The following is a 20150-nucleotide window of genomic DNA, read 5'->3' as shown; positions in this document are numbered from 1 at the left end:
CGTCTTCGTCCGCGATCTTCGCCGGTCATGCTCATCCCTGCGCAGGCACTTCGCACCTGCCACGCATGCGAGATTGCGTGCGCCGACTCGGCGCTGCGATGCGGACGCGCTACGCGGCGAGCTTAGAAGGCGCCGAATCCCCGCTTTCGCGGGGATGACGATCAGGATCGGCAGGTTTCAAGCGACAGGCGAGCGTTGCTCGCCACTCGGGCGATGCCTACCGTCCGCCCATCCAGCCGCGCAGCCAATCGCCCAGTAGCGAGCCGGCGTCCACGTCGATGCGCTGCGGTGCGGCCACCGATGCGGTCGTTGCCAGCGCGCCCGGTGTCGGTTCGATGATGAAGACGTCGCCGTCGAAATCCACGATGTACAGGTTGTTCGCCGTGTCCACGCCGAAGCTGACCACGTTGTCGATGGTGCCCGCATTGGGCGCGAAATCCGTGCGGATGCGGAACTCCGACGACGGGAAGGTGGCGTTGGGCAGTAGGCGCGACGACGCGATGCTCCACACGTTCGGATTGACGAAGTCGGCGAACACGTACTCGCCGCGCAGCGACTCCAGCGGACCGCGGTATACGTGGCCACCGGTCACCGATTCGCCTTCGCGTGCGCCCGTGCCATGCCGGTATTCGGCCACCGGCGGCGTCAGGCCCGCAGTCGGGCCGCCGCGATACGGCTGCGTGCCTTCCATGATCGGCCAGCCGAAGTTGGCACCGCCGTCGCCGGGACGCACCAGGTCGATTTCCTCGACCGCGCCCTGCCCGACATCGCCGATGTACAGGTTGCCGGTGAGCGGATCGAAACTGTTGCGGAACGGATTGCGCAGTCCGTAGACCCACACTTCCGGCGCGCCGCCGCTGGTGGCAAACGGATTGCTCGCCGGGATGGCGTAATCGCGGTTGTTGTCGGCCGGGAACGCGTCGGTCGCCGGGTCGATGCGCAGGATCTTGCCCAGCAGCGTGCCCGTGTTCTGGCCGTTGTTGTCCGGGTCGCCGGTTCCGCCGCCATCACCTATGGCGATGTACAGCAGGCCGTCCGGACCGAACCCGATCCAGCCGCCGTTGTGGTTGCTGCGCGGATGCGGCACGCGAAGGATGACGTCGCTGCTGGCCGGATCGGCGATGTCGCGGTTCGCGGTCTGCGTCAGGTAACGGCGCACCTCGATGGTGCCGTCGGCCACGGTCAGGAACACGTAGAAGCGGCCGCTGGTCGCGAAGTCCGGCGCGGTGGCGAAGCCGAGCAGGCCGCGTTCGCCATCGGTCGATACCTGGCCGACGATGTCGAGGAAAGGCGTGGCCGCGATCGCGCCCGTCGCCGGGTTGAGGATGCGGATGCGGCCGGCACGTTCGACCACGAACACGCGGCCCGTGGTGTCGGGCACGGGCGCCAGGAACAGCGGGAAGTCCATGCCGGTGGCCACCCGGCGCACGCGCAATGGCGCGCCGGTGACGTCCGTGACCGTGACGGTGAGGTTCAACGCCGTCGTCTGGCTGCCGTCGCTGGCGGTGATGGTCACCAGGTAGATGTTGTCGGCGTTCGCATCGGCCGGCGTTTCGAAGTCCGGTGGCGAGAAGAACGACAGCGCACCGCTCGACGTGATGCGGAAGCGTGCCTGGTCGGCGCCGCCGCTCAGCGAGTACGTCACCGCGCTGCCATCGGGATCGGTCGCGACGGCGGTGTAGAACACGCCGGCGGTGGCTTCAGGCACCGTGGCCGACGTGGGCGAGGTGAAGACCGGCGGACGGTTGGTCGGCGCGCCCGGGATCGGATCGGGCGAGTCGTCATCGCCACCACCGCCCCCGCACGCCGCGAGCATGCCCGCGAAGGCGAGCACCAGCACCTGAACCAGACGTCGACCCGACTGCACCATGACCTCGCTCCTTGTCCTGCGCAGGCGGCCGGCGGCTCGCCTGCGGGCGGCGCACAGCGTGACAGACGCAACTGCGTCGGTGTGTGAAAAACCGCGCAGTTCACCGCCGTCCGTCCACCACGCACCCTCGTGCGTCGGTCAGACCTGCCAGAGGCGTCGCGCTTCTTCGGCGATCAGGTCGGGATATTCCTCCGGAAAGAACAATCGTGCGCCTTGGACGAAACGGATGCCGCGCGATCGCGCGAAGCTGCGCTCCAGGTGCTCGGCCCCCCGGCGGGTGAAGATGGTGTCACCGGTACCCCAGACGATGCGCGTGGGCGCCTTGCTGGCCCTCAGCTTTGGACCGATGCCTTCCAGCCAGTTGCGGTCCAGCGACATCGCGTAGGCATGCGTGCGCTCTGGATTGCGCACCAGCGGGCCGAGGTACACGTCGATGGCCTCGTCGCTGGGGTTGGAGGCATGCGTGAAGGTCTGTCCGCCGAGGCCGTCCTTCGAACGTGCCAGTGCCTTGTCCGCCAGCCACGGTGCCAGCCATTGCGCGACGAACTGCCCTTCGCGTGCGAGCTGGATCACGGGCGCCAACGCGGGCGGCGGGCATTCGATCTCGGAGTCGCAGTTGGTCAGCAGCAACGTGCGCACGCGGTGCGGATGCTTCGCCAGGAACAACTGCGCCGCCTGTCCGCCGCTGTCGTTGGCAATCAGGTCGACGCGGTCGACGGACAGCGCATCCAACAGTTCCGCCAGCATTTCGACCTGCGCATCCGGCGCGACGCTCTGGCCCGGGGCGACTTCCGTATAGCCCAGCCCGAGAAAGTCAGGCGCGATGCAGCGCCGGTACGGCGACAGCCGTGCCAGCGCTCCGCGCCACTGATAACCGTTGAGCGGGAACCCGTGCAGGAACAGCGCCGCATCACCCTTGCCGCGTTCCACGTAGGCGATGTGGCCGAAGCGCGTGCGCAGGAAGCGCCGCTCCTTCAGGAATGCGGCAGCGTCCGCGGCATCGCCGCTCGTCAGGCTGCTCCCTGCGAATGCCGATGCGAGGGTCGGCATCGCACCGAGGGCCAGCGCGCCCATGGTCACCTCGAGAAACTGCCTGCGTTGCATGTCCGTTCTCCTGCGGGAACCGTCCCGTGTGGCGTCGATGATTCGCCCGCGGCGGGTCCGGCTCAACGAGGCGCCAGGTCATGCGCCCATGACCTCGCAGGTCATGGAATCGACTCCCCCTGCTCCGTATGCTGCCCGCGTGGACAGACCCGACTCGATGACGACGGACAGACACGGCCGGTTGGGCGCCCTGCTGCGCGAGTGGCGTGCGGCCCGGCGGCTGAGTCAGCTCGATCTTGCGCTGGAGGCCGGCGTGTCGCCGCGTCATCTCAGCTGCGTGGAGACCGGCAAGTCGCAGCCCAGCCGCTACATGCTCGCACGCCTGGCCGATGCGCTGGACATGTCCCTGCGCGAACGCAACGCGATGCTGGTCGCTGCAGGCTACGCACCGCGCTACCCCGAGACCGCGCTCGCCACGCCTCAACTGGCACAGGTGCGGCGCGCCATCGAGTTCATCCTGGCGCAGCAGGAGCCTTACCCGGCCTTCGTGCTGAACCGGCATTGGGACGTGCTGATGGCCAACGACGCGGCGCTGCGCGTAAACACGTTCGTGATGCGCGGCCGCGCCAGCGCGCATCGCAACATGATCCGGCAGATCTTCGACCCCGCCGACCTGCGCGAGGCCGTGGACAACTGGGAGGAAGTGGCGGGCGATCTGATCCGCCACCTGCACGTCGAAGTGGCGGCCGCACCGTCGGACATGCAGGCGCGCGCATTGCTCGACGAAGTGCTGGCCTACCCCGGCGTTCCGGCTCGGTGGCGCCTGCGCGAGGTCGACGTCGCCCCGACACCGCTGCTGACCACGGTGCTGCGTCGTGACGAACACCGCCTGCGCTTCTTCTCGACCATCACCACGTTCGGCACGCCGCGCGACATCACGCTGGACGAGCTGCGCATCGAATGCTGCTTCCCGGTGGACGACGCCACCGGCGAACTGTGCCGCGCGCTCGCGCGCGGCGACACGCCCTGAGCGACCGGCTCAGTCGATGCGATAGACGCGCGCCTTGGGCGCGTCCTCATGCACCTGCAGGAACCAGCGCCCGGCCACACCGGGAACCACCACGATCTCGGGCGATTCCAGCGCCTTGGGCAGCTTCATGTAGCCCTTGAGCACCTTCCACTGCTGACCGTTCTCCAGCTCGAACACGGTGCCCGGCTCCCACTGGCTGATGGTGCCTTTCAGCCGGCTGTGGATCGGCTCGTCGTTGAAGCCGACCAGCGAGGAACGATCGTCACGACCGGCATCGCGCGATGGCTGGGGCGTCGCGTTACCTGTGGTCGTGGCCGATGCAACAGCCGGTGCCGCCGCCACGATTGGAGCCGCTACGGCTTCCTTCTCCTGCGCCTCGCGCAGCAACCGATTGAGCTGCTCCAGCTGCGCCGAAGTGAGACCGACGCTGCGCAACTGCTCCGGCGTAAGGCGCTGCTCAATGTTCACGTAGGCCTGCTGCGCGAAGGCAACCAGCGGCGACAACACCAGCGACAGCGCGATCGCGCAGAACAGCAACGGACGGTTCATCGGCACCACCTCATGACAGTCCGGTGACTTTGCTGCATTTTTGTTTCGGAGATGTGACACGGGTTGCTGTTGCTGTTGCTGTTGCTGTTGCTGTTGCTGTTGCTGTTGCTGTTGCTGTTCAACAGCCAAACACACATCTAGACCCGGAGGGCGTCGCACATGGATGTGCGGCGCATAGCAAGGAGGCACGGATGCCGACTTGCGGGGCGCCGACTCCTTCTCCGGTCGTAGGATTGCTTCGTCGGGGAAGACCCTTTCTTTGGGTTACTTTTCTTTGGGTCAGCAAAGAAAAGTGACCCGGCCGGCTTTAGACGGACGGAAGCTTTGGCTTTCCGCTTCTCAGCGACACTCGGTAAAGCGTGAAAAGTCCATGGATCCCCGCCTTCGCGGGAATGACGAGCAAGAGCAACGTCAGACGAGAGCAGAAGCAACGGCGAATGGATCCCGGCTTTCGCCGGGATGACGACCAAAAGGCAAAAGCCAGAAGCAAAGCGGGGGTGACAGCGGCAAACCAAAGGCGACGGCGGAGCAGAGGTAGAGGTAGAGGTAGAGCAAGAGCACGAGGACGAGGACGAGCCAGAGGCAACCAAAGACAGAGAAGGGCAAAGGCTAGCTACCACCGCCTCAGCGACCAGAACCCCACATCGCATCGAATCTCATACCCACCCCGTAGATACACATCCACCGCCCGCGCATTCTCGTGCGCCACATGCAGGAACGGCGTGCGGCCGCGACGCAGGTTGTCGTTGCCCAGCATCGCCAGCAACTGGCGCGCGTAACCCCGCCCCAGGAAGTCCGGATGCGTGCACACCGCACTGATTTCCTGCCATTGATCCATGCCCATGCGCTCGCCGATGATCGCGGCCAGCCGGCCTTCCTGGTAGATGCCGAAGTAGCGGCCCAGCCGCATCGTGTACGGGCGGAAGTAGTGCGGATAAACCAGCGCGGTCAGGGCCAGCACGTCCTCGCGATGCTCCTCGCCCAGTTCGATGACCTCGGGCCCGGGGACGACCTCGACTTCGCGCGGGCAGACCATCTGCGCCAGCATCGCCAGCTTCTTCAGTTCAAAGCCGTCGGGCACCTGCGGCACGGCGCCGATCAGCAGCGTGGTTTCGCCCGGCTCCAGCAGCGCCGGCAGCGCATCGCGTGCGTCCGCGCCGTCGCGCGGCACGCCGAGGAACGGCGCGATCTGTGCGGGATAGCGCGCGACATCGCCATGGACCCTGGCGATGTCGCGGTGCCGGCTCTGAAGGGACTCCCAGATCGGATTGTCGAGGACGTGACCACTCACCGCGACGCACTCCACATGGACAGGCCCCTAACCTGCCTCAAACCTGCACGGTCTTCCAGCGGCCGCGCGAGAACAGCCACAGCGTGAACAACCCGACCGCGGTCTCGGACACGAACACCGCCCAGAACACGCCCGAATGCTGCCAGCCCAGCGACAGCGCCAGCCAATACGACAGCGGGATCTGGATCAGCCAGAAGAACACGATGTTGATTTTGGTCGGCGTGACCGTGTCGCCGGCGCCGTTGAACGCCTGCACCGCCACCATCCACCATCCGTACACGAAGTACGAGTACGACAGGATGCGCAGCCATTCGCCGCCGACGGCGATCACCGCCGGATCGTTGGTGAAGATGGCGATGAGCCGGTCGTGGAACAGGAAGAACACCACCGACACGGCCAGCGTGAACGCCATGTTGTACCAGCCGATGCGCCACACCGACGCTTCGGCGCGCCCGGGCTGCTGCGCGCCCAGGTTCTGCCCGACCAGCGTTGCCGCCGCGTTGGACATGCCCCAGGCCGGCATCAGCGTGAACATCATGATGCGGATGGCGATGGTCGCACCGGCGACGGCTTCGCTGCCGATGCTGGCGAGGATGCGCATCAGGAAGATCCATGACGTCATCGCGACGATCATCTGGCCGATGCCGCCCAGCGACGTACGCACGATGCTGAGGACCAGCGCGCCGCGCCAGACCAGCTGCGAGATCGCCACGCCGATGTGCTTGCCGCCGCGGAACAAAATCCACAACTGCATCAGCACACCCGCGCCACGACCGATGTTGGTGGCGATCGCCGCGCCCTCCACGCCCATGGCCGGAATCGGGCCCAGGCCGAAGATGAGGATCGGGTCCAGCACGATGTTCAGGCCGTTGGCCACCCAAAGCACGCGCATCGCGCTGGCCGCATCGCCCGCGCCGCGGAAGATCGCGTTGATCACGAACAGCAGCATGATCACGGCGTTGCCACCCAGCATCCACTGCGTGTAGCGGTAGCCGTGCTCGATGCTCCAGGCATCGGCGCCCATCAACCGCAGCATGTCCTGCGCGAACACGATGCCCAGCACCGAGAAGGGCAGCGATGCCAGCAGCGCGATGAAGATGGCCTGCACCGCGGTGACCGCGGCCTCCTCGCGTTTCTGCTCGCCGATGCGCCGCGCGATGATCGCCGTCACCGCCATCGCCAGGCCCATCGCGATGGAGTACAGCAGGAACAGGTAGGTTTCGGTCAATCCCACCGTGGCGACGGCGGATGCGCCCAGCTTGCCGACGAAGAAGATGTCGACCACCGCGAAGGTGGACTCCAGCACCAGCTCCAGCACCATCGGCACGGCCAGCAGGAACACCGCCCGGCGCAGCGGGATTTTCGTGTAGTCCGCGCTGGTGCCTCGGAGGGCATCGCGCAGTTCGGACCAGAGGGAATGCGACGCGTCGGCCGAAGCGCCGGGCGTGTCATCGCGTTCGAGATTGCGTTCCTGCGGGGTGCTCATTCAAGGGTTTCCTGGGTCATGGCCTTGCGTGCCGTCCTGTATGCGACGAACGACACGCGCCGGAATCGACAATCTGCAGCAGTGTTCAACGCTCGGGCCAGTGCCATGCCGGCACGTCCAGCAGGCCCTGCCCGATCACGCCGGTCTGGCTGAACTGTTTCTCCAGTCGCAGCGTATTGCAGTCGGGTTCGGCTTCCAGCGCCGCGATCAGCCGCGACGCATGCGAAACCACCCACACCTGGCATCGCCGCGATGCGGTCGCGATGAGCCGCGCCAGCGCCGGCAGCAGGTCGGGATGCAGGCTGGTCTCCGGCTCGTTAAGCACCATCAGCTCCGGCGGGCGCGGCGTGTGCAGCGCCGCGATCCAGAGCAGGTAACGCAACGTCCCGTCGGACAGTTCGGCCGCTGAAAGCGGCCGCAGCAGGCCCTGCTGGTCGAACATCAGCAGGAAGCGTCCGTCATCGATCTGGATCGACACGCGCGCGCCGGGGAACGCATCGCTCACGGCCGCCTGCAGTGCCGGCGCATCGCCCGTCTCCACGATGGTCTGCCAGGCCGCGGCCAGATCGCGTCCGTCGTGGCTCAGCACCGGCGTGCGCGTGCCAAGCTGCGGCAGGCGCGCGGGCGCCTCGTGATCGGAACGGAAGTGGTCGTAGAAGCGCCAGCCGCGGATGCGCTCGCGCAGCACCAGCACCTCCGGTGCCGACTTCGGGTCGGCGACATGATCGAACAGGCTCTCGAACCCGCCCAGATGCTCGGCGGCAACGCGCCAGCCCCGTCCTTCGCGCACGCGCACCAAGGAGCCATGCCTGTCGACGAGCACGTTGCTACCGCGCAGGAATGGCCCGCTCCAGATGACCTCCCGCTTGATTTCCGGATCGCGCGCGAACACCGACGATGAAGGCGCTGGCAGGCCGAGGTCGATCGCATAGCCGAACTCGTCGCCCGCAAAGCCCAGTCGCAGCGATACGCGCTCCTGGCGGACGGTGCCTTCCACCGGCACTTCGCCCCGCTGCATGCGGGCGCTGATGCGTTCCGGGCCAGCCCAGAGCGTCGAGGCGAGCCCGCCCTCGCGTGCCAGTGCGGGAATGACTCCTCCGCGCGCGGTCTCGGCCAGCAGGCGCAGCGCGCGATACAGGTTCGACTTGCCACTGCCGTTGGCGCCGGTGACCAGGTTGAGCCCGGTCATCGGCACCACGAGCTCTCGCAGGGAGCGGTAATGGGCGACGGCCAGCGTGGTCAGCATGCGGTCCTTCCATGGAGGGGCTAGGCAATATTCGCCGACAGCGTCGCATGTCCTGCGACGCGGCCGCTGCCGGGCCTCTCCCGGATGCCGTCCTGGCACAAGCAGTGTCCGCAGGGAGCGGGCCGCGACCGTCGGGCTCAACGGACCTGCTTCATGCCGTTCACGAGAGAACGCGATAAGTCCGCGACACGCTTACCCCACCGGCAAACCACCCCACCAGCGCGCGAACGTCTGCCACCCCTCGCTGCGCGGCACGAACTGCATCAGCGCGAACTCGACCGCGAACATCACGGTCAGCACGACGAAGGCGCGTTGCCCGTGGCGGCCGCGGTCGCGCCAGATCAGCAGGCCGAGGATGAGGAACAGCAGGCCGAAGCTGATCAGTGGAATCATCGGGCCCACGCCCGGAACGGTGGCGAACAGCAGCCGCGCCAGCGCCGGATCGATCAGCGTCAGCGTCGTGCCGACCATGTAGCGGGCATGCAGTGCGGTGTCGCGCCGGTTCACGATGGCCAGCGACCACGACAGCAGGAAGATCGCCGAAGCCGCCAATCCCAGGAAGAGCACGAACGATTGGAAGCCGAAGCTTTCCGGCGTTGCATTCGCCATGCGGATGCGCGACAGCCACACGCAGGTCAGCACGAGCGCCGGCACCAGCGCATAGGACAGCTTGCCGACCTGCCGGTGCAGTGCGAGACGACGCGTGCGCACCAGCCATGGCTGCACGAACAGCATTCCGAACCACGCCAGCATCAGGCCGGCGTGCAGGTGCGTGACCGCATCCTTCTCGCCGATGTGGCTGACGTAGCCGGGCCAGAAGCCGGCGAACGCCAGCGCCAGCAGCGCCCAGATCCAGATCGTGCCGCCGGTGCCCCACAGGCCGGGGCGGCGCGTGGCAGTGTCGAAGGGAATGGCCATCGTATGTCCGTCGTCGAAGTCGCCGTGTTGATACGGCGGCTTCGAACGAAAGCGGACAAACCACAAGTCGTGCGTGGCACGTAAACGGAAACGGCCCGGAACTTGCCGGGCCGTTGGCACTGCAGGCGCGCGATGCTTACAGCATCGGCAGCTTCAGGCCCTGCTCTTTCGCGCACTGCCTGGCGATGTCGTAGCCCGCGTCCGCATGCCGCATGACGCCGGTGCCGGGATCGTTCCACAGCACGCGGGCGATACGCTGGTCGGCCGCTTCGCTGCCGTCGCAGACGATCACCACGCCCGAATGCTGCGAATAGCCCATGCCGACGCCGCCGCCGTGGTGCAGCGACACCCACGTCGCGCCACCGGCGACATTGAGCATGGCGTTGAGCAGCGGCCAGTCGGACACGGCATCGCTGCCGTCCTTCATCGCCTCGGTTTCGCGGTTGGGCGAGGCCACGCTGCCGCTGTCCAGGTGGTCGCGGCCGATCACCACCGGCGCCTTCAGTTCGCCGTTGCGCACCATCTCGTTGAAGGCCAGGCCCAGCTTGTGGCGCAGGCCCAGACCGACCCAGCAGATGCGCGCCGGCAGGCCCTGGAAGCTGATGCGTTCCTTCGCCATGTCGAGCCAACGATGCAGGTGCGCGTCGTCGGGGATCAGTTCCTTCACCTTGGCGTCGGTCTTGTATATGTCCTCGGGGTCGCCGCTCAGCGCGACCCAGCGGAACGGGCCGACGCCGCGGCAGAACAGCGGGCGCACGTACGCCGGTACGAAGCCCGGGAAGTCGAACGCGTTCTGGCAGCCTTCGTCCTTGGCCATCTGGCGGATGTTGTTGCCGTAGTCGAAGACGGGGATGCCCATGTCCTCGAAGGCGAGCATCGCTTCCACGTGCACGCGCATCGACTTCTTCGCCGCGTCGCGTACGCGACCCGGATCTTCGGTCTGCATGCGCTGCCACTGGCCCACCGTCCAGCCGATCGGCAGGTAGCCGTGCACCGGATCATGCGCGGAAGTCTGGTCGGTCACGGCATCCGGACGCACGCCGCGGCGCACGAGTTCCGGCAGGATCTCCGCTGCGTTGCCCAGCAGCGCTATCGACTTGGCTTCGCCGGCCTCGGTGTATTTGTCGATGCGCGCCAGCGCGTCGTCCAGGTCGGTCGCCTGCTCGTCGACGTAGCGCGTGCGCAGGCGCATGTCGATGCGGCTCTGCTGGCACTCGATGTTGAGCGAGCACGCGCCGGCCAGCGATGCGGCCAGCGGCTGCGCGCCGCCCATGCCGCCCAGGCCGGCGGTGAGGATCCACTTGCCCTTGAGGTCGCCGCCGTAGTGCTGGCGTCCCATCTCGACGAAGGTCTCGTACGTACCCTGCACGATGCCCTGGCTGCCGATGTAGATCCACGAGCCGGCCGTCATCTGGCCGTACATCATCAGGCCTTTCTTATCGAGCTCGTTGAAGTGTTCCCACGTCGCCCAGTGCGGCACCAGGTTGGAATTGGCCAGCAGCACGCGCGGTGCATCCGCGTGCGTGGGGAAGATGCCGACGGGCTTGCCCGACTGCACCAGAAGGGTTTCGCTGTCGTCCAGTTCGCGCAGCGACTTGAGGATCGCATCGAAGCTTTCCCAGTCGCGCGCGGCGCGGCCGATGCCGCCGTAGACGACCAGCTCGGCCGGGTTTTCCGCCACCTCGGGGTCGAGGTTGTTCTGGATCATCCGGTACGCGGCTTCGGTGAGCCACGACTTGCAGGTCTTTTCGCTTCCGCGCGGTGCGCGGATCACGCGGGAGGGGGCTTTGCGGGTGGACATCGGACGGCTCCGTCGGCTGGGGCGGCCGCAGGGGCGGCGCACGGGAACGTGGTCCGGAATTATCGCGCCGCCCTCCTCGTGCGATGAGCCCCGGATGCGGCACGCGGGGCATTCGCGCCGGGATTTGGCATCCCGGACGCAGGTTTGTATACGCTGTACACATGCCGCGCCGCCCTGCCACCGCTGACCGCATCCTGCGCGCCGCACGCGGGCTGTTCGAGCGCGAGGGCGCTGCCGGCGTCACCATGCGTCGCGTCGCCGCGCTGGCGGGCGTCACGCCGATGGCGATCTACCGTCACTTTCCGGGCCGCGAGGCGTTGCTCAAGCGGATCGGCGACGACAGCTTCGACGCGATCGCGCGGCACTGGGACGCTCGCGGTCGCGGCAGCGACGTGATGGAACGACTGATGGCGGTGCAGCGAATCTACCTGGACTACGCGCTGGCCCATCCGCATCTCTTCAACCAGGCGTTCTCCGCGCCGCGCACCGACGCGCGGAAGTTCCCCGAGGATTTCCGCGCACGGCGCTCCCCCACGCTCAACGTGGTGGCCGATGCGGTGGAGGACGCGATGCGCGCTGGTGCGCTGGCGCAGGACGACGTATGGGACGTGGCGATAACATTATGGGCCCACACGCACGGACTGATCGTGTTGTACCGCGCGGGGCGCTTCAATCTGGACGAGGCGGCGTTTCGCCGGCATTACGACGCATCAGTGCAGCGTCTGATCAACGGGCTGCGCGCGGCGTAGCGCCACGCGGCGGCTCAGCGCCGCGGTTCGATCAGCGGCGCCTTCACTTCGTTCGGCGGCGGAGGCGCGGGAATCGACTCGTTCTCCAGCCGATCGGCCTGCTGCTCCTTGCCCGCGCGCCACGCATCGTTAGCCGCTCGACGTGTTTCGTACTCCTGGCGGATGCGCGCCGACTCGGCCGGTGTCGCGGCGGCGGCGCGGCGGCGTTCGGTCTGCATGCGGTCGGCCTGCATCAGCTGGTCGTTGCGGCGCACCTGGTCGCGCAGCGTGTCGGCCTGCAGGCGACGGCTCGAACTGTCGAGCTGGCGGTTCAACGTATCCAGCGATTTGGCGTTGTTGTTCTGCGTGCCCACCGGCGACGAAGGCTGCGGGATCGGTGTTATCAACGTCGGCGCGCGCGACTGCGCAAATGCCGACGACGCCAGCAGCATGAGTGTCAGGGACGTCGCCCAGCGCATGCGGCTCAGGTTGTGCATCACCACCACCATCAGCGCACCGAAGGATCGATGCGACGCAGCGCATCGGCCAGGTCGACTTCACCTGTGCGGTCGAGTTCGTCGCGACTGTAGCTGCGCCCCGGTCCCTGGCAGTTCACCTTGCCGCTCTTCGGGTCACGCGTGCGGATGCGCGTGCCGGTCTGGGTCAGGCAGTCGGCGGCGCGCAGGTCCTGCTGTTGCTTCTGCACGGCCTGCGCGTCGTTGGCGACGGCGTCGGACGGCGCGGCTGCCTGCGGCTGGGCCGTGGGAACGCCTTGCGCGGACGCGGCGAACGCGACGGTGCCAAGTGCGACGGACAGGCCGGCGGCGACGAGGAAGCGGTGGCGGGTCATGCGATTCATGGCGGACACCAGGCGGGGACGGCGCGATTGCCGCAACCCGCACCATACGCCCGCGCCCTGTAACCGGCAGTGAGCGGCTGGGCGCATTCATTCGGTCGTCAGGCTTGTGGACAGGTGGCCTGCCGCCCGGCGCGGAACTCCGCCACCTGCGCCTCCGTCGCGGGCTTGGGGTCGACACCATCGTCGAACAGCACCCGCCACACGCCATCGCCGCCGCGGTCCCAGACCGAGTGGAACGCGCCGATGCGGTAGCGCTCCTTCGCGTTCGGGTCCAGGTCCTCAAACAGCGACGGCCCGCTCGACCAGGCGATGTCGCCGACGCCGCCGATGGTCGTGCGGGTGGGATACCAGGCGAGCTTGAACCGCTTGCCTTCGATGATGCCGGCCCAGCGCTTCGTGATCGCATCGCGCCCGCGGGTGGGCTCCGGCAGGCTGGCGCCGAACGCCGCGTCGCTTTCCAGGTGCGAGGCGAACGCCTTGGCGTCGTGGTCTGCGACCGACTGGGCGAAGCTGAGCTCGCGCGCCCAAACCTCGCATTCGGCCGCGGTCATCCGCGCCTGTTTCGGCGCTGGCGCCGGCTGGGCGGCGGCTCCCGTCATGGCGAAGACAAGCACGGGCAACAGCGCGATCGCACGAGGGTTCATGACGGCTCCGGGACAGGGACGGGAGCGGCCACTATTGGCAAGGCCGGGGGCGGGCACCAGCGACTAAAGTCACGCCGCAATACCGCCCCACTATGATCGGCCGATGCATTTCCTTCGCGCTGCGGCACTGGCCGCCTGCTTCGCCCTCGCCGCCTGTTCCACCACCCAAGGGATTTCGCCGCCGGCTGTGGCCGCACCCGCGATGCGGGCCGACGCGGTGGTGCTGGTCTCCATCGATGCCTTTCGCGCGGATTACCTGTCGGCCGAACGCACGCCCAATCTGGATCGCATCGCGCGGGAAGGCGCACGCGCGGCGTGGATGAATCCGTCCTACCCCTCGCTCACCTTCCCCAACCACTACACGCTGGTGACCGGCCTGCGGCCCGACCGGCATGGCGTGATCCACAACAAGATGGCCGACGAGGAGCTCGGCGAGTTCGCCGTCGCCGACCTGCAGGCGGTGACCGAAGCACGCTGGTGGGGCGGCGAGCCGATCTGGGTGACGGCCGAGAAGAACGGCCTGCGCAGTGCCAGCTGGTCCTGGCCCGGCAGCCTGGCGCGGATCGGCGGCATCCGTCCGGAACTGGTGAAATCGTTCGACCCGTCGGTGCCAGCCGAACGCCGCGTCGACGACGTACTGGCCTGGCTGGACGCGCCGCCGGCACAGCGGCCCCGCATCGTGACGATGTACTTCGAGCAGCTGGACCACGCGGGACACGACTACGGCCCGGATTCGCCGCAGGTCGGCGCCACGCTGGCGCGGCTGGATGCGGCCATCGGCCGGCTGTACGACGGACTGGCCGCGCGCGGGCTGCTGGATCGCGTGGACCTGGTCGTCGTATCCGACCACGGCATGGCGAAGGTCGGCCCGCGTCATGCGATCGGCGTGGAGGACATCGTGTCGCCCGCCGAAGCCACCGTGGTGTCCGACGGCCAGTCGATCGGCATCGTGCCCAACGCCGGCCACGAAGCGGCGGTCGCGAAGAAGCTGGTGGGCAAGCACGCCCAGTACGACTGCTGGCGACGTGAGCAGCTGCCCGAGCGCTGGCACTACGGACGCAATCCGCGTGTGCCTCCCATCGTCTGCCAGATGCACGAAGGCTGGGACGCGCTGTATCCGCAGAAGCTGGCGAAGCGTCCGCCGGATGCGATCCGCGGTTCGCACGGCTACGACCCGGCCCTGCCCTCGATGCGTGCGCTGTTCATCGCACGCGGGCCGTCGTTCGTGCCCGGTGCGCGCCTGCCCGCATTCGACAACGTCGACGTGTATCCGCTGCTGGCGCGATTGCTGGGTGTGCAGCCGGCGCCGAACGATGGCGACGTGACGCCGCTGTTGCCGGCGCTGCGTCCGGTGTCCGTGCCGTAGGAGCGCGCGTGATCGCGACGCGGCGCGGGGTCGCCAGCAGGCTGGCTCCTACGAAAGCCGCCGCACAGTGCTGATCAGCGCGCCTGGATCTGCCAGCTGACGGTCTGCGCCGGCGGTGTGCCCTGCTCCCACGGCCGCCGATATTCCAAGCGAAGCTGTGCGTTCCCGGGTTTCGCGATGCGGAAGCGCCACGTCTGAGTGCCGCCGCTGCCCACACCCGTGGCATCCACGCCCGACATCGCCGGCTCGCCAGCCTGCACCAGCACGCCGGCCGCCGCGGGTTCGTCCCACGCCCACGCAAAACCGGTGCTCACGTTGGCCGCCAGCCGGACGACCAGCACGTCGCCGACCTGGACCGGAACGACCGAGCTCGCATCGGCTGTCGTGAGCTCGCGCTCGCGCGTCCCGCTTGGCGCCGAAGCGCACGCCGAGAGCAGGATTGCCGCCACACATGCCAGCCACCGGTTCATCGAGCCGTCCTCGCGCCTGAACGAGGCGAGTATAGGCACCACGGGCGGCCTCACATTGATGTCCGAATCCGGCGAGTCGCGACCGAGGTCCGGTGCTAGCCTCACCGCATGTCCGCCGAACATCTCCATTCCGACGCACTGCCCCCGTGGCAGTTGTGCGAACAGGCCCGCAAGACCCGCGACGCACGCTTCGACGGGCTGTTCTTCGTCGCCGTGCCGAGCACTCGCATCTATTGCCGGCCGGTCTGTCCGGCCATGCCGGCGAAGAAGGTCCTGTACTACCGTCACGCCGCGGCGGCCGAGGCTGCAGGTTTCCGCCCATGCCTGCGCTGCCGTCCGGAGCTCTCGCCCGACGACGGCAGCTGGCGGCGCGGCGATGCGGCCGTGGCGCGCGCGCTCAAACTCATCGACGACGGCGTGCTGGCCGATCACCCGCTGACCGAGCTGGCGCAGCGCGTCGGCCTGGGCGAACGCCAGTTGCGGCGGTTGTTCGTGGATCGCATCGGCGTGGCACCGATCGGCGTGCACGGGACGCGGCGTCTGCTGTTCGCCAAGCAGTTGCTGACCGAAACCACGCTCCCCATCACCGAGGTCGCGCTGGCCTCGGGTTTCGGCAGTCTGCGGCGTTTCAACGACGCGTTCCGCACCGCGTACCGCATGGCCCCGCGCGATCTGCGCAAGCAGCGCGAAACGGCGCCGGACGGCGCACAGGCACTGACGCTGCGGCTGGGTTACCGCCCGCCGTACGACTTCGCGTCGATGCTCGACTTCCTGCGTGGGCGCGCGCTGCCGGGCGTCGAAGTGGTGGACGAACACAGCTACGCGCGCGTGATCGGCCCCATCGAAAACCCCGGCTGGCTGCGCGTGAGCGAATGGCCCGGCGGCGAACACGCGCTGCGCCTGGAACTGCACGGCGCACCGCCCGCGCGGCTGCTGGAAATCGTCCAGCGCCTGCGTCGCATGTTCGACCTCGACGCCGATCCGCATGCCGTCGCCGAAGCGCTGTCGGTGGATCCACGGCTGGCGCCCCTGGTAGCGCAGCGCCCCGGCCTGCGCCTGCCCAGCGGCTGGGACGGGTTCGAGATCGCAGTGCGCGCGATCATCGGCCAGCAGGTCAGCGTGGCGGCCGCGCGAACGCTGGCGTCGCGGCTGGCGCAACGCTTCGGGCAGAAGTTGCCGCAGCCGCTCGCGCCGGGCCTTGAGCATCTGTTTCCGACGCCGGAGGCCCTGGTCGATGCCGACCTGGTGTCGATCGGCCTGATCCGCGCGCGCGCCGAGACGGTGCGCAACGTGGCGCGGGCGCTGCTCGACGGCCGCGTGGATTTCCGCGCCGAACGCACGCTCGACGACTTCACCGCGCGCTGGGTGGCGCTGCCCGGCATCGGCCCGTGGACCGCGCAGTACATCGCGCTGCGTGCGCTCGGCCATCCCGACGCCTTCCCGGCCGAAGACCTGGTGCTGCAGAAGATGGTGCCGGCCGACGGGACCCGGCTTTCGGCCAAGGCGCTGGCGCAGCGCGCGCAGGCCTGGAGCCCGTGGCGCGGCTATGCCGTGATCCACCTGTGGCGCGACACCACGCCGCTGCCCGCGGCCACATCCGCGCCGAAGCCCGGCACACGCAAGCCGCGTCGCGCGGCCGCCTCACGGGAGGCGACCGCGTGATCCGTTACATGAGCATCGACAGTCCGGTCGGCGCGCTGCTGCTGGCCGGCAGTGACGCGGGCCTGCACCTGATCGAATTCGAGAATCCACGTCATCCGATGGCGCAGTGCGAACAGTGGCAGGCCGGCGAATGCGACGCCATCCGCGTGACGGCGCACCAGCTCCATGAGTATTTCGCCGGCAAGCGCCACGAGTTCGACCTGCCGCTGGCGCCGCGCGGCACGCCGTTCCAGATGGACGTCTGGCACACGCTGGCGTCGATTCCGTACGGCCGGACGATCACCTACGCGCAGCTCGCCAACCAGGTCGGCCGGCCTTCGGCGGTGCGCGCGGTGGGTGCCGCCAACGGCCGCAATCCGCTGCCCATCGTGTTGCCCTGTCATCGCGTGATCGGCAGCGACGGCAGCCTCACCGGGTTCGGCGGCGGCCTGCCGACCAAGGAATTCCTGCTGCGGATGGAAGGCGCCTTGCCGCGGGCGGCCGACCTGTTCGGCTAGCGCGCCTGCGGAGCTACTCCGCCATCAGCTTCGCCATCGCCGCGCGATAGCGCGCCGCGATCGAGGCGCGCTGCAGGTGCTGTCCGTCCTGAACCACCTGGCGGCCACCGACATGCACGTCGCGCACCAGGTTGCGATTGCCGCTGAAGATCCAGCGGTCTACCGCATCGTCCTGGGTTAGGCCAAACAGGGCGGGCGCATCGGTGTCCAGCACGACCGCGTCGGCGTATTCGCCCGGTGCGAACGTGCCGATCGCGTGGCCGCTGGAACGCCGCGCACTGCGTGCGACGTCGTGCAGCAGCGTTTCGCCGACGCTGGGCGACTGCGCTCGTACGGCGATGTTGCGATGGCGCGTGACCAGGCGCTGCCCGTATTCCAGCCAGCGCAGTTCTTCCACCGGCGACACCGAGATGTGCGAATCCGAGCCGACGCCCCACTGCCCGCCGGCGCCGATGAAGTCTCGCAGCGGGAACAGGCCGTCGCCGAGGTTGGCTTCGGTGGTCGGGCAGATCGCCACCGTCGCGCCGCTGGCGGCAATCCCGCGGACTTCGTCGGCGGTCAGGTGCGTGGCGTGCACCAGCGTCCAGCGCGCGTCGACCTGTGCGTTGTGCAACAGCCATTCGACCGGGCGCGCGTTGCGGATCGCCACGCAGTCCTGTACCTCGCCGATCTGCTCGGCGATGTGGATGTGCACCGGCATCGCCGGCGGCAGCGACTGCAGCACCTGCCGCATCGCGTCCGGCGGAACCGCGCGCAGGCTGTGCAGCGCGCAGCCCACGTGCAGACCGGGACCGACTTCCTCGCACAGCGTGTCCAGCAAGCGCAGGTAGGCCTCCACGTCGTGGCCAAAGCGCCGCTGGCGCTCGCCCAGTGCGCGGCCGTCGAACCCACCGGTCATGTACAGCACCGGCAGCAGCGTGAGGCGGATGCCCGCTTCCTGCGCCGCGGCGACCAGCGCGCGCGACATCGCCGCCGGATCGTCGTACGGGCGCCCATCCGGCGCGTGGTGCAGGTAATGGAACTCGCACACGGTGGTGTAGCCGGCTTCCAGCATCTCGGCGTAAAGCTGCGTGGCGACGGCCTGCAGCAACTCGGGCGTGAAGCGCGCGGCGAAGCGGTACATCGTCTCGCGCCACGTCCAGAAGGAGTCCTCGGGATGGGTCTGGCGTTCGGCCATGCCCGCCATCGCACGCTGGAACGCATGCGAGTGCAGGTTCGCGATGCCCGGCACGATCCAGCTGGCGCTGGCGGTGGGCTCGGCGGTCCTCAACGTGCCGATGCGTCCGTGGTCGTCGATATCGAATCCGGCATCGGCCCGCCAGCCGGCGGGAGTCCACAGCATTGCAGCATCGAGGGTCTTCATCGGCGCATTGTCTCCCGCAACGCCGATCATGGCGACGTGATCGCCATGTGCGACCCGGTGGCGGGACCGGCCTTCGGGCCCGCTAGAATCGGGCCATGACATCCAACGCGCATCCGGCCTGGGACGGACTGATCCTCGGCGCCAGCCTGGCCACCCTCGATGCCCCGCAGGGCTATGCGGAGATCCACGACGCGGCGCTGGCCTGGAAGGATGGAGTGCTCACCTTCGTCGGTGCCCGCGCCGACCTGCCTGTGGCGCCACAACGTCTGGCCCGCGAGGTCGTCGAGACCGGCGGCTGGATCACGCCCGGGCTGGTGGACTGCCACACGCACCTGGTGTTCGCGGGCGACCGCGCGCGCGAGTTCGAGGTGCGCCTGCAGGGTGCCAGCTACGAGGACATCGCGCGCGCCGGTGGCGGCATCCTCTCGACCGTGCGCGCCACTCGTGCGGCCGACGAAGGCGAACTGCTCCGCCAGGCGTTGCCGCGCGCGCATTCACTGATCGCCGACGGCGTCACGACGGTGGAGATCAAGTCCGGCTATGGCCTGGACTTCGACAACGAACGCAAGATGCTGCGCGTCGCGCGCCGGCTGGGGCAACTGGGCATCTCGGTGCAGACCACCTATCTTGCCGCGCACGCATTGCCGCCCGAATACGCCGGTCGGCCCGACGACTACATCGACGCGGTGATCGAGTGGCTGCCGCGCCTGCACGTGGAAGGCCTGGTCGACGCGGTGGATGCGTTCTGCGAGGGCATCGGCTTCACGCCCGGGCAGACCCGGCGCCTGTTCGAGGCGGCGCGCGCGCTCGACCTGCCCGTCAAGCTGCACGCGGACCAGCTCAGCGACCTGGGCGGCGGCGCGCTGGCCGCGGCCTACGATGGACTGTCCGCGGATCACGTCGAACACACCAGCGTCGAAAGCGTGAAAGCCATGGCCGAGCGCGGCACCGTCGCCGTGCTGTTGCCCGGCGCCTTCCATGTATTGCGCGAAACCAGGCTGCCGCCGCTGGACGCATTCCGCGAACACGGGGTGCCGATGGCCGTGGCCACGGACTGCAATCCCGGCACGTCGCCGCTGCAGTCGTTGCGCTACGCGATGCAACTGGCGTGCACGCACTTCCGCCTGACGCCGGAGGAAGCACTGCGTGGCGCGACCGTCAATGCCGCGCGCGCACTGGGCCTGCACGACCGCGGCGTGCTGCGCGTGGGCGCACGCGCGGACTTCGTGCAATGGAACATTCACCACCCGTCCGAGCTGTGTTACTGGCTCGGCGGCCGCCTCGCGCACTCGGTGCACGCGGGCGGCCATCGCGTCACCTGAGCAT

Annotated in this window: 19 protein-coding genes; 6 read left to right on the top strand and 13 right to left on the bottom strand. The window is 68.4% G+C overall.

Annotation, left to right across the window (positions count from 1 at the left end):
• Positions 1-217: 217 nt before the first annotated feature.
• Complete coding sequence (locus VFE83_RS05635) at positions 218-1870, bottom strand: PQQ-dependent sugar dehydrogenase (protein ID WP_324903930.1); 1653 nt, start codon at positions 1868-1870, stop codon at positions 218-220.
• Positions 1871-2008: 138 nt separating this feature from the next.
• Positions 2009-2974, bottom strand: a complete 966-nt coding sequence (locus tag VFE83_RS05630) for an alpha/beta fold hydrolase (protein ID WP_324903928.1) — start codon at positions 2972-2974, stop codon at positions 2009-2011.
• A gap of 157 nt (positions 2975-3131) precedes the next feature.
• Between VFE83_RS05630 and VFE83_RS05625 the strand changes: the two genes are divergently transcribed.
• The gene (locus VFE83_RS05625) at positions 3132-3944 is read left to right on the top strand and encodes a helix-turn-helix transcriptional regulator (protein WP_324903926.1); all 813 of its coding nucleotides are present in this window, start codon (positions 3132-3134) and stop codon (positions 3942-3944) included.
• Positions 3945-3953: 9 nt separating this feature from the next.
• On the opposite strand, the gene VFE83_RS05620 is transcribed toward VFE83_RS05625, so the two are convergent.
• The 6 genes from VFE83_RS05620 to hutU form a co-directional block, all read right to left on the bottom strand.
• Complete coding sequence (locus tag VFE83_RS05620) at positions 3954-4493, bottom strand: hypothetical protein (RefSeq protein ID WP_324903924.1); 540 nt, start codon at positions 4491-4493, stop codon at positions 3954-3956.
• 613 nt (positions 4494-5106) lie between these two features.
• Positions 5107-5784, bottom strand: a complete 678-nt coding sequence (locus tag VFE83_RS05615) for a GNAT family N-acetyltransferase (RefSeq protein ID WP_324903922.1) — start codon at positions 5782-5784, stop codon at positions 5107-5109.
• A 37-nt stretch (positions 5785-5821) separates the two neighbouring features.
• Entirely contained in the window at positions 5822-7270 is a 1449-nt protein-coding gene (locus VFE83_RS05610) for an MATE family efflux transporter (protein ID WP_324903920.1), read from the bottom strand.
• A gap of 85 nt (positions 7271-7355) precedes the next feature.
• Positions 7356-8516 (bottom strand): AAA family ATPase, encoded by a 1161-nt coding sequence (locus VFE83_RS05605; RefSeq protein WP_324903918.1) that lies wholly within the window; start codon positions 8514-8516, stop codon positions 7356-7358.
• Positions 8517-8708: 192 nt separating this feature from the next.
• Positions 8709-9434, bottom strand: a complete 726-nt coding sequence (locus VFE83_RS05600) for a hypothetical protein (protein ID WP_324903917.1) — start codon at positions 9432-9434, stop codon at positions 8709-8711.
• 136 nt (positions 9435-9570) lie between these two features.
• Positions 9571-11235: a urocanate hydratase gene (gene hutU / locus VFE83_RS05595; RefSeq protein ID WP_324903915.1), complete on the bottom strand. Its 1665-nt coding sequence runs from the start codon at positions 11233-11235 to the stop codon at positions 9571-9573.
• Between the two features lie 161 nt (positions 11236-11396).
• Between hutU and VFE83_RS05590 the strand changes: the two genes are divergently transcribed.
• Positions 11397-11984, top strand: coding sequence for a TetR/AcrR family transcriptional regulator (locus VFE83_RS05590; protein WP_324903913.1), 588 nt, complete (start codon positions 11397-11399; stop codon positions 11982-11984).
• A gap of 14 nt (positions 11985-11998) precedes the next feature.
• On the opposite strand, the gene VFE83_RS05585 is transcribed toward VFE83_RS05590, so the two are convergent.
• The 3 genes from VFE83_RS05585 to VFE83_RS05575 form a co-directional block, all read right to left on the bottom strand.
• Positions 11999-12472 carry a hypothetical protein gene (locus VFE83_RS05585; protein ID WP_324903911.1) on the bottom strand — a complete coding sequence of 158 codons (474 nt, stop codon included), beginning with the start codon at positions 12470-12472 and terminating at the stop codon, positions 11999-12001.
• Entirely contained in the window at positions 12472-12822 is a 351-nt protein-coding gene (locus VFE83_RS05580; protein ID WP_324903909.1) for a hypothetical protein, read from the bottom strand. The genes VFE83_RS05585 and VFE83_RS05580 overlap by 1 nt, the downstream gene beginning before the upstream one ends.
• A gap of 98 nt (positions 12823-12920) precedes the next feature.
• A complete protein-coding gene (locus tag VFE83_RS05575) occupies positions 12921-13466 on the bottom strand; it encodes a DUF4440 domain-containing protein (protein WP_324903907.1) in 546 nt (181 codons plus the stop codon).
• Between the two features lie 103 nt (positions 13467-13569).
• Between VFE83_RS05575 and VFE83_RS05570 the strand changes: the two genes are divergently transcribed.
• Positions 13570-14832 (top strand): ectonucleotide pyrophosphatase/phosphodiesterase, encoded by a 1263-nt coding sequence (locus tag VFE83_RS05570; protein WP_324903905.1) that lies wholly within the window; start codon positions 13570-13572, stop codon positions 14830-14832.
• Between the two features lie 74 nt (positions 14833-14906).
• On the opposite strand, the gene VFE83_RS05565 is transcribed toward VFE83_RS05570, so the two are convergent.
• Complete coding sequence (locus tag VFE83_RS05565; protein ID WP_324903904.1) at positions 14907-15407, bottom strand: protease inhibitor I42 family protein; 501 nt, start codon at positions 15405-15407, stop codon at positions 14907-14909.
• Between the two features lie 3 nt (positions 15408-15410).
• On the opposite strand from VFE83_RS05565, the gene VFE83_RS05560 reads away from it, so the two are divergent.
• Together VFE83_RS05560 and VFE83_RS05555 are read left to right on the top strand one after the other, a co-directional pair.
• On the top strand, positions 15411-16964 hold the full coding sequence (locus VFE83_RS05560; protein ID WP_324903902.1) for a DNA-3-methyladenine glycosylase 2 family protein: 1554 nt from the start codon (positions 15411-15413) through the stop codon (positions 16962-16964).
• Positions 16965-16972: 8 nt separating this feature from the next.
• Complete coding sequence (locus tag VFE83_RS05555) at positions 16973-17461, top strand: methylated-DNA--[protein]-cysteine S-methyltransferase (protein ID WP_324904147.1); 489 nt, start codon at positions 16973-16975, stop codon at positions 17459-17461.
• Between the two features lie 13 nt (positions 17462-17474).
• On the opposite strand, the gene VFE83_RS05550 is transcribed toward VFE83_RS05555, so the two are convergent.
• Positions 17475-18824 carry a formimidoylglutamate deiminase gene (locus VFE83_RS05550; RefSeq protein ID WP_324903900.1) on the bottom strand — a complete coding sequence of 450 codons (1350 nt, stop codon included), beginning with the start codon at positions 18822-18824 and terminating at the stop codon, positions 17475-17477.
• Positions 18825-18919: 95 nt separating this feature from the next.
• Here VFE83_RS05550 and hutI point away from each other — a divergent pair, with 95 nt between their 5' ends.
• Positions 18920-20146 carry an imidazolonepropionase gene (gene hutI, locus VFE83_RS05545; protein WP_324903898.1) on the top strand — a complete coding sequence of 409 codons (1227 nt, stop codon included), beginning with the start codon at positions 18920-18922 and terminating at the stop codon, positions 20144-20146.
• Positions 20147-20150 lie beyond the last annotated feature (4 nt).

Origin of the sequence: Lysobacter sp. (assembly GCF_035655815.1) — a bacterium.
Taxonomy (GTDB): domain Bacteria; phylum Pseudomonadota; class Gammaproteobacteria; order Xanthomonadales; family Xanthomonadaceae; genus Lysobacter_J.
This window is presented reverse-complemented; position numbering and strand designations above follow the sequence as displayed.

Excerpts from the sequence above, each read along its gene's own strand:
- VFE83_RS05635 (WP_324903930.1), bottom strand. The coding sequence starts at position 1,870 with ATGGTGCAGTCGGGTCGACGTCTGGTTCAGGTGCTGGTGCTCGCCTTC.
- VFE83_RS05630 (WP_324903928.1), bottom strand. The coding sequence starts at position 2,974 with ATGCAACGCAGGCAGTTTCTCGAGGTGACCATGGGCGCGCTGGCCCTC.
- VFE83_RS05625 (WP_324903926.1), top strand. The coding sequence starts at position 3,132 with ATGACGACGGACAGACACGGCCGGTTGGGCGCCCTGCTGCGCGAGTGG.
- VFE83_RS05620 (WP_324903924.1), bottom strand. The coding sequence starts at position 4,493 with ATGAACCGTCCGTTGCTGTTCTGCGCGATCGCGCTGTCGCTGGTGTTG.
- VFE83_RS05610 (WP_324903920.1), bottom strand. The coding sequence starts at position 7,270 with ATGAGCACCCCGCAGGAACGCAATCTCGAACGCGATGACACGCCCGGC.
- VFE83_RS05605 (WP_324903918.1), bottom strand. The coding sequence starts at position 8,516 with ATGCTGACCACGCTGGCCGTCGCCCATTACCGCTCCCTGCGAGAGCTC.
- VFE83_RS05600 (WP_324903917.1), bottom strand. The coding sequence starts at position 9,434 with ATGGCCATTCCCTTCGACACTGCCACGCGCCGCCCCGGCCTGTGGGGC.
- hutU (WP_324903915.1), bottom strand. The coding sequence starts at position 11,235 with ATGTCCACCCGCAAAGCCCCCTCCCGCGTGATCCGCGCACCGCGCGGA.
- VFE83_RS05590 (WP_324903913.1), top strand. The coding sequence starts at position 11,397 with ATGCCGCGCCGCCCTGCCACCGCTGACCGCATCCTGCGCGCCGCACGC.
- VFE83_RS05585 (WP_324903911.1), bottom strand. The coding sequence starts at position 12,472 with ATGGTGGTGGTGATGCACAACCTGAGCCGCATGCGCTGGGCGACGTCC.
- VFE83_RS05580 (WP_324903909.1), bottom strand. The coding sequence starts at position 12,822 with ATGAATCGCATGACCCGCCACCGCTTCCTCGTCGCCGCCGGCCTGTCC.
- VFE83_RS05575 (WP_324903907.1), bottom strand. The coding sequence starts at position 13,466 with ATGAACCCTCGTGCGATCGCGCTGTTGCCCGTGCTTGTCTTCGCCATG.
- VFE83_RS05570 (WP_324903905.1), top strand. The coding sequence starts at position 13,570 with ATGCATTTCCTTCGCGCTGCGGCACTGGCCGCCTGCTTCGCCCTCGCC.
- VFE83_RS05560 (WP_324903902.1), top strand. The coding sequence starts at position 15,411 with ATGTCCGCCGAACATCTCCATTCCGACGCACTGCCCCCGTGGCAGTTG.
- VFE83_RS05555 (WP_324904147.1), top strand. The coding sequence starts at position 16,973 with ATGAGCATCGACAGTCCGGTCGGCGCGCTGCTGCTGGCCGGCAGTGAC.
- VFE83_RS05550 (WP_324903900.1), bottom strand. The coding sequence starts at position 18,824 with ATGAAGACCCTCGATGCTGCAATGCTGTGGACTCCCGCCGGCTGGCGG.
- hutI (WP_324903898.1), top strand. The coding sequence starts at position 18,920 with ATGACATCCAACGCGCATCCGGCCTGGGACGGACTGATCCTCGGCGCC.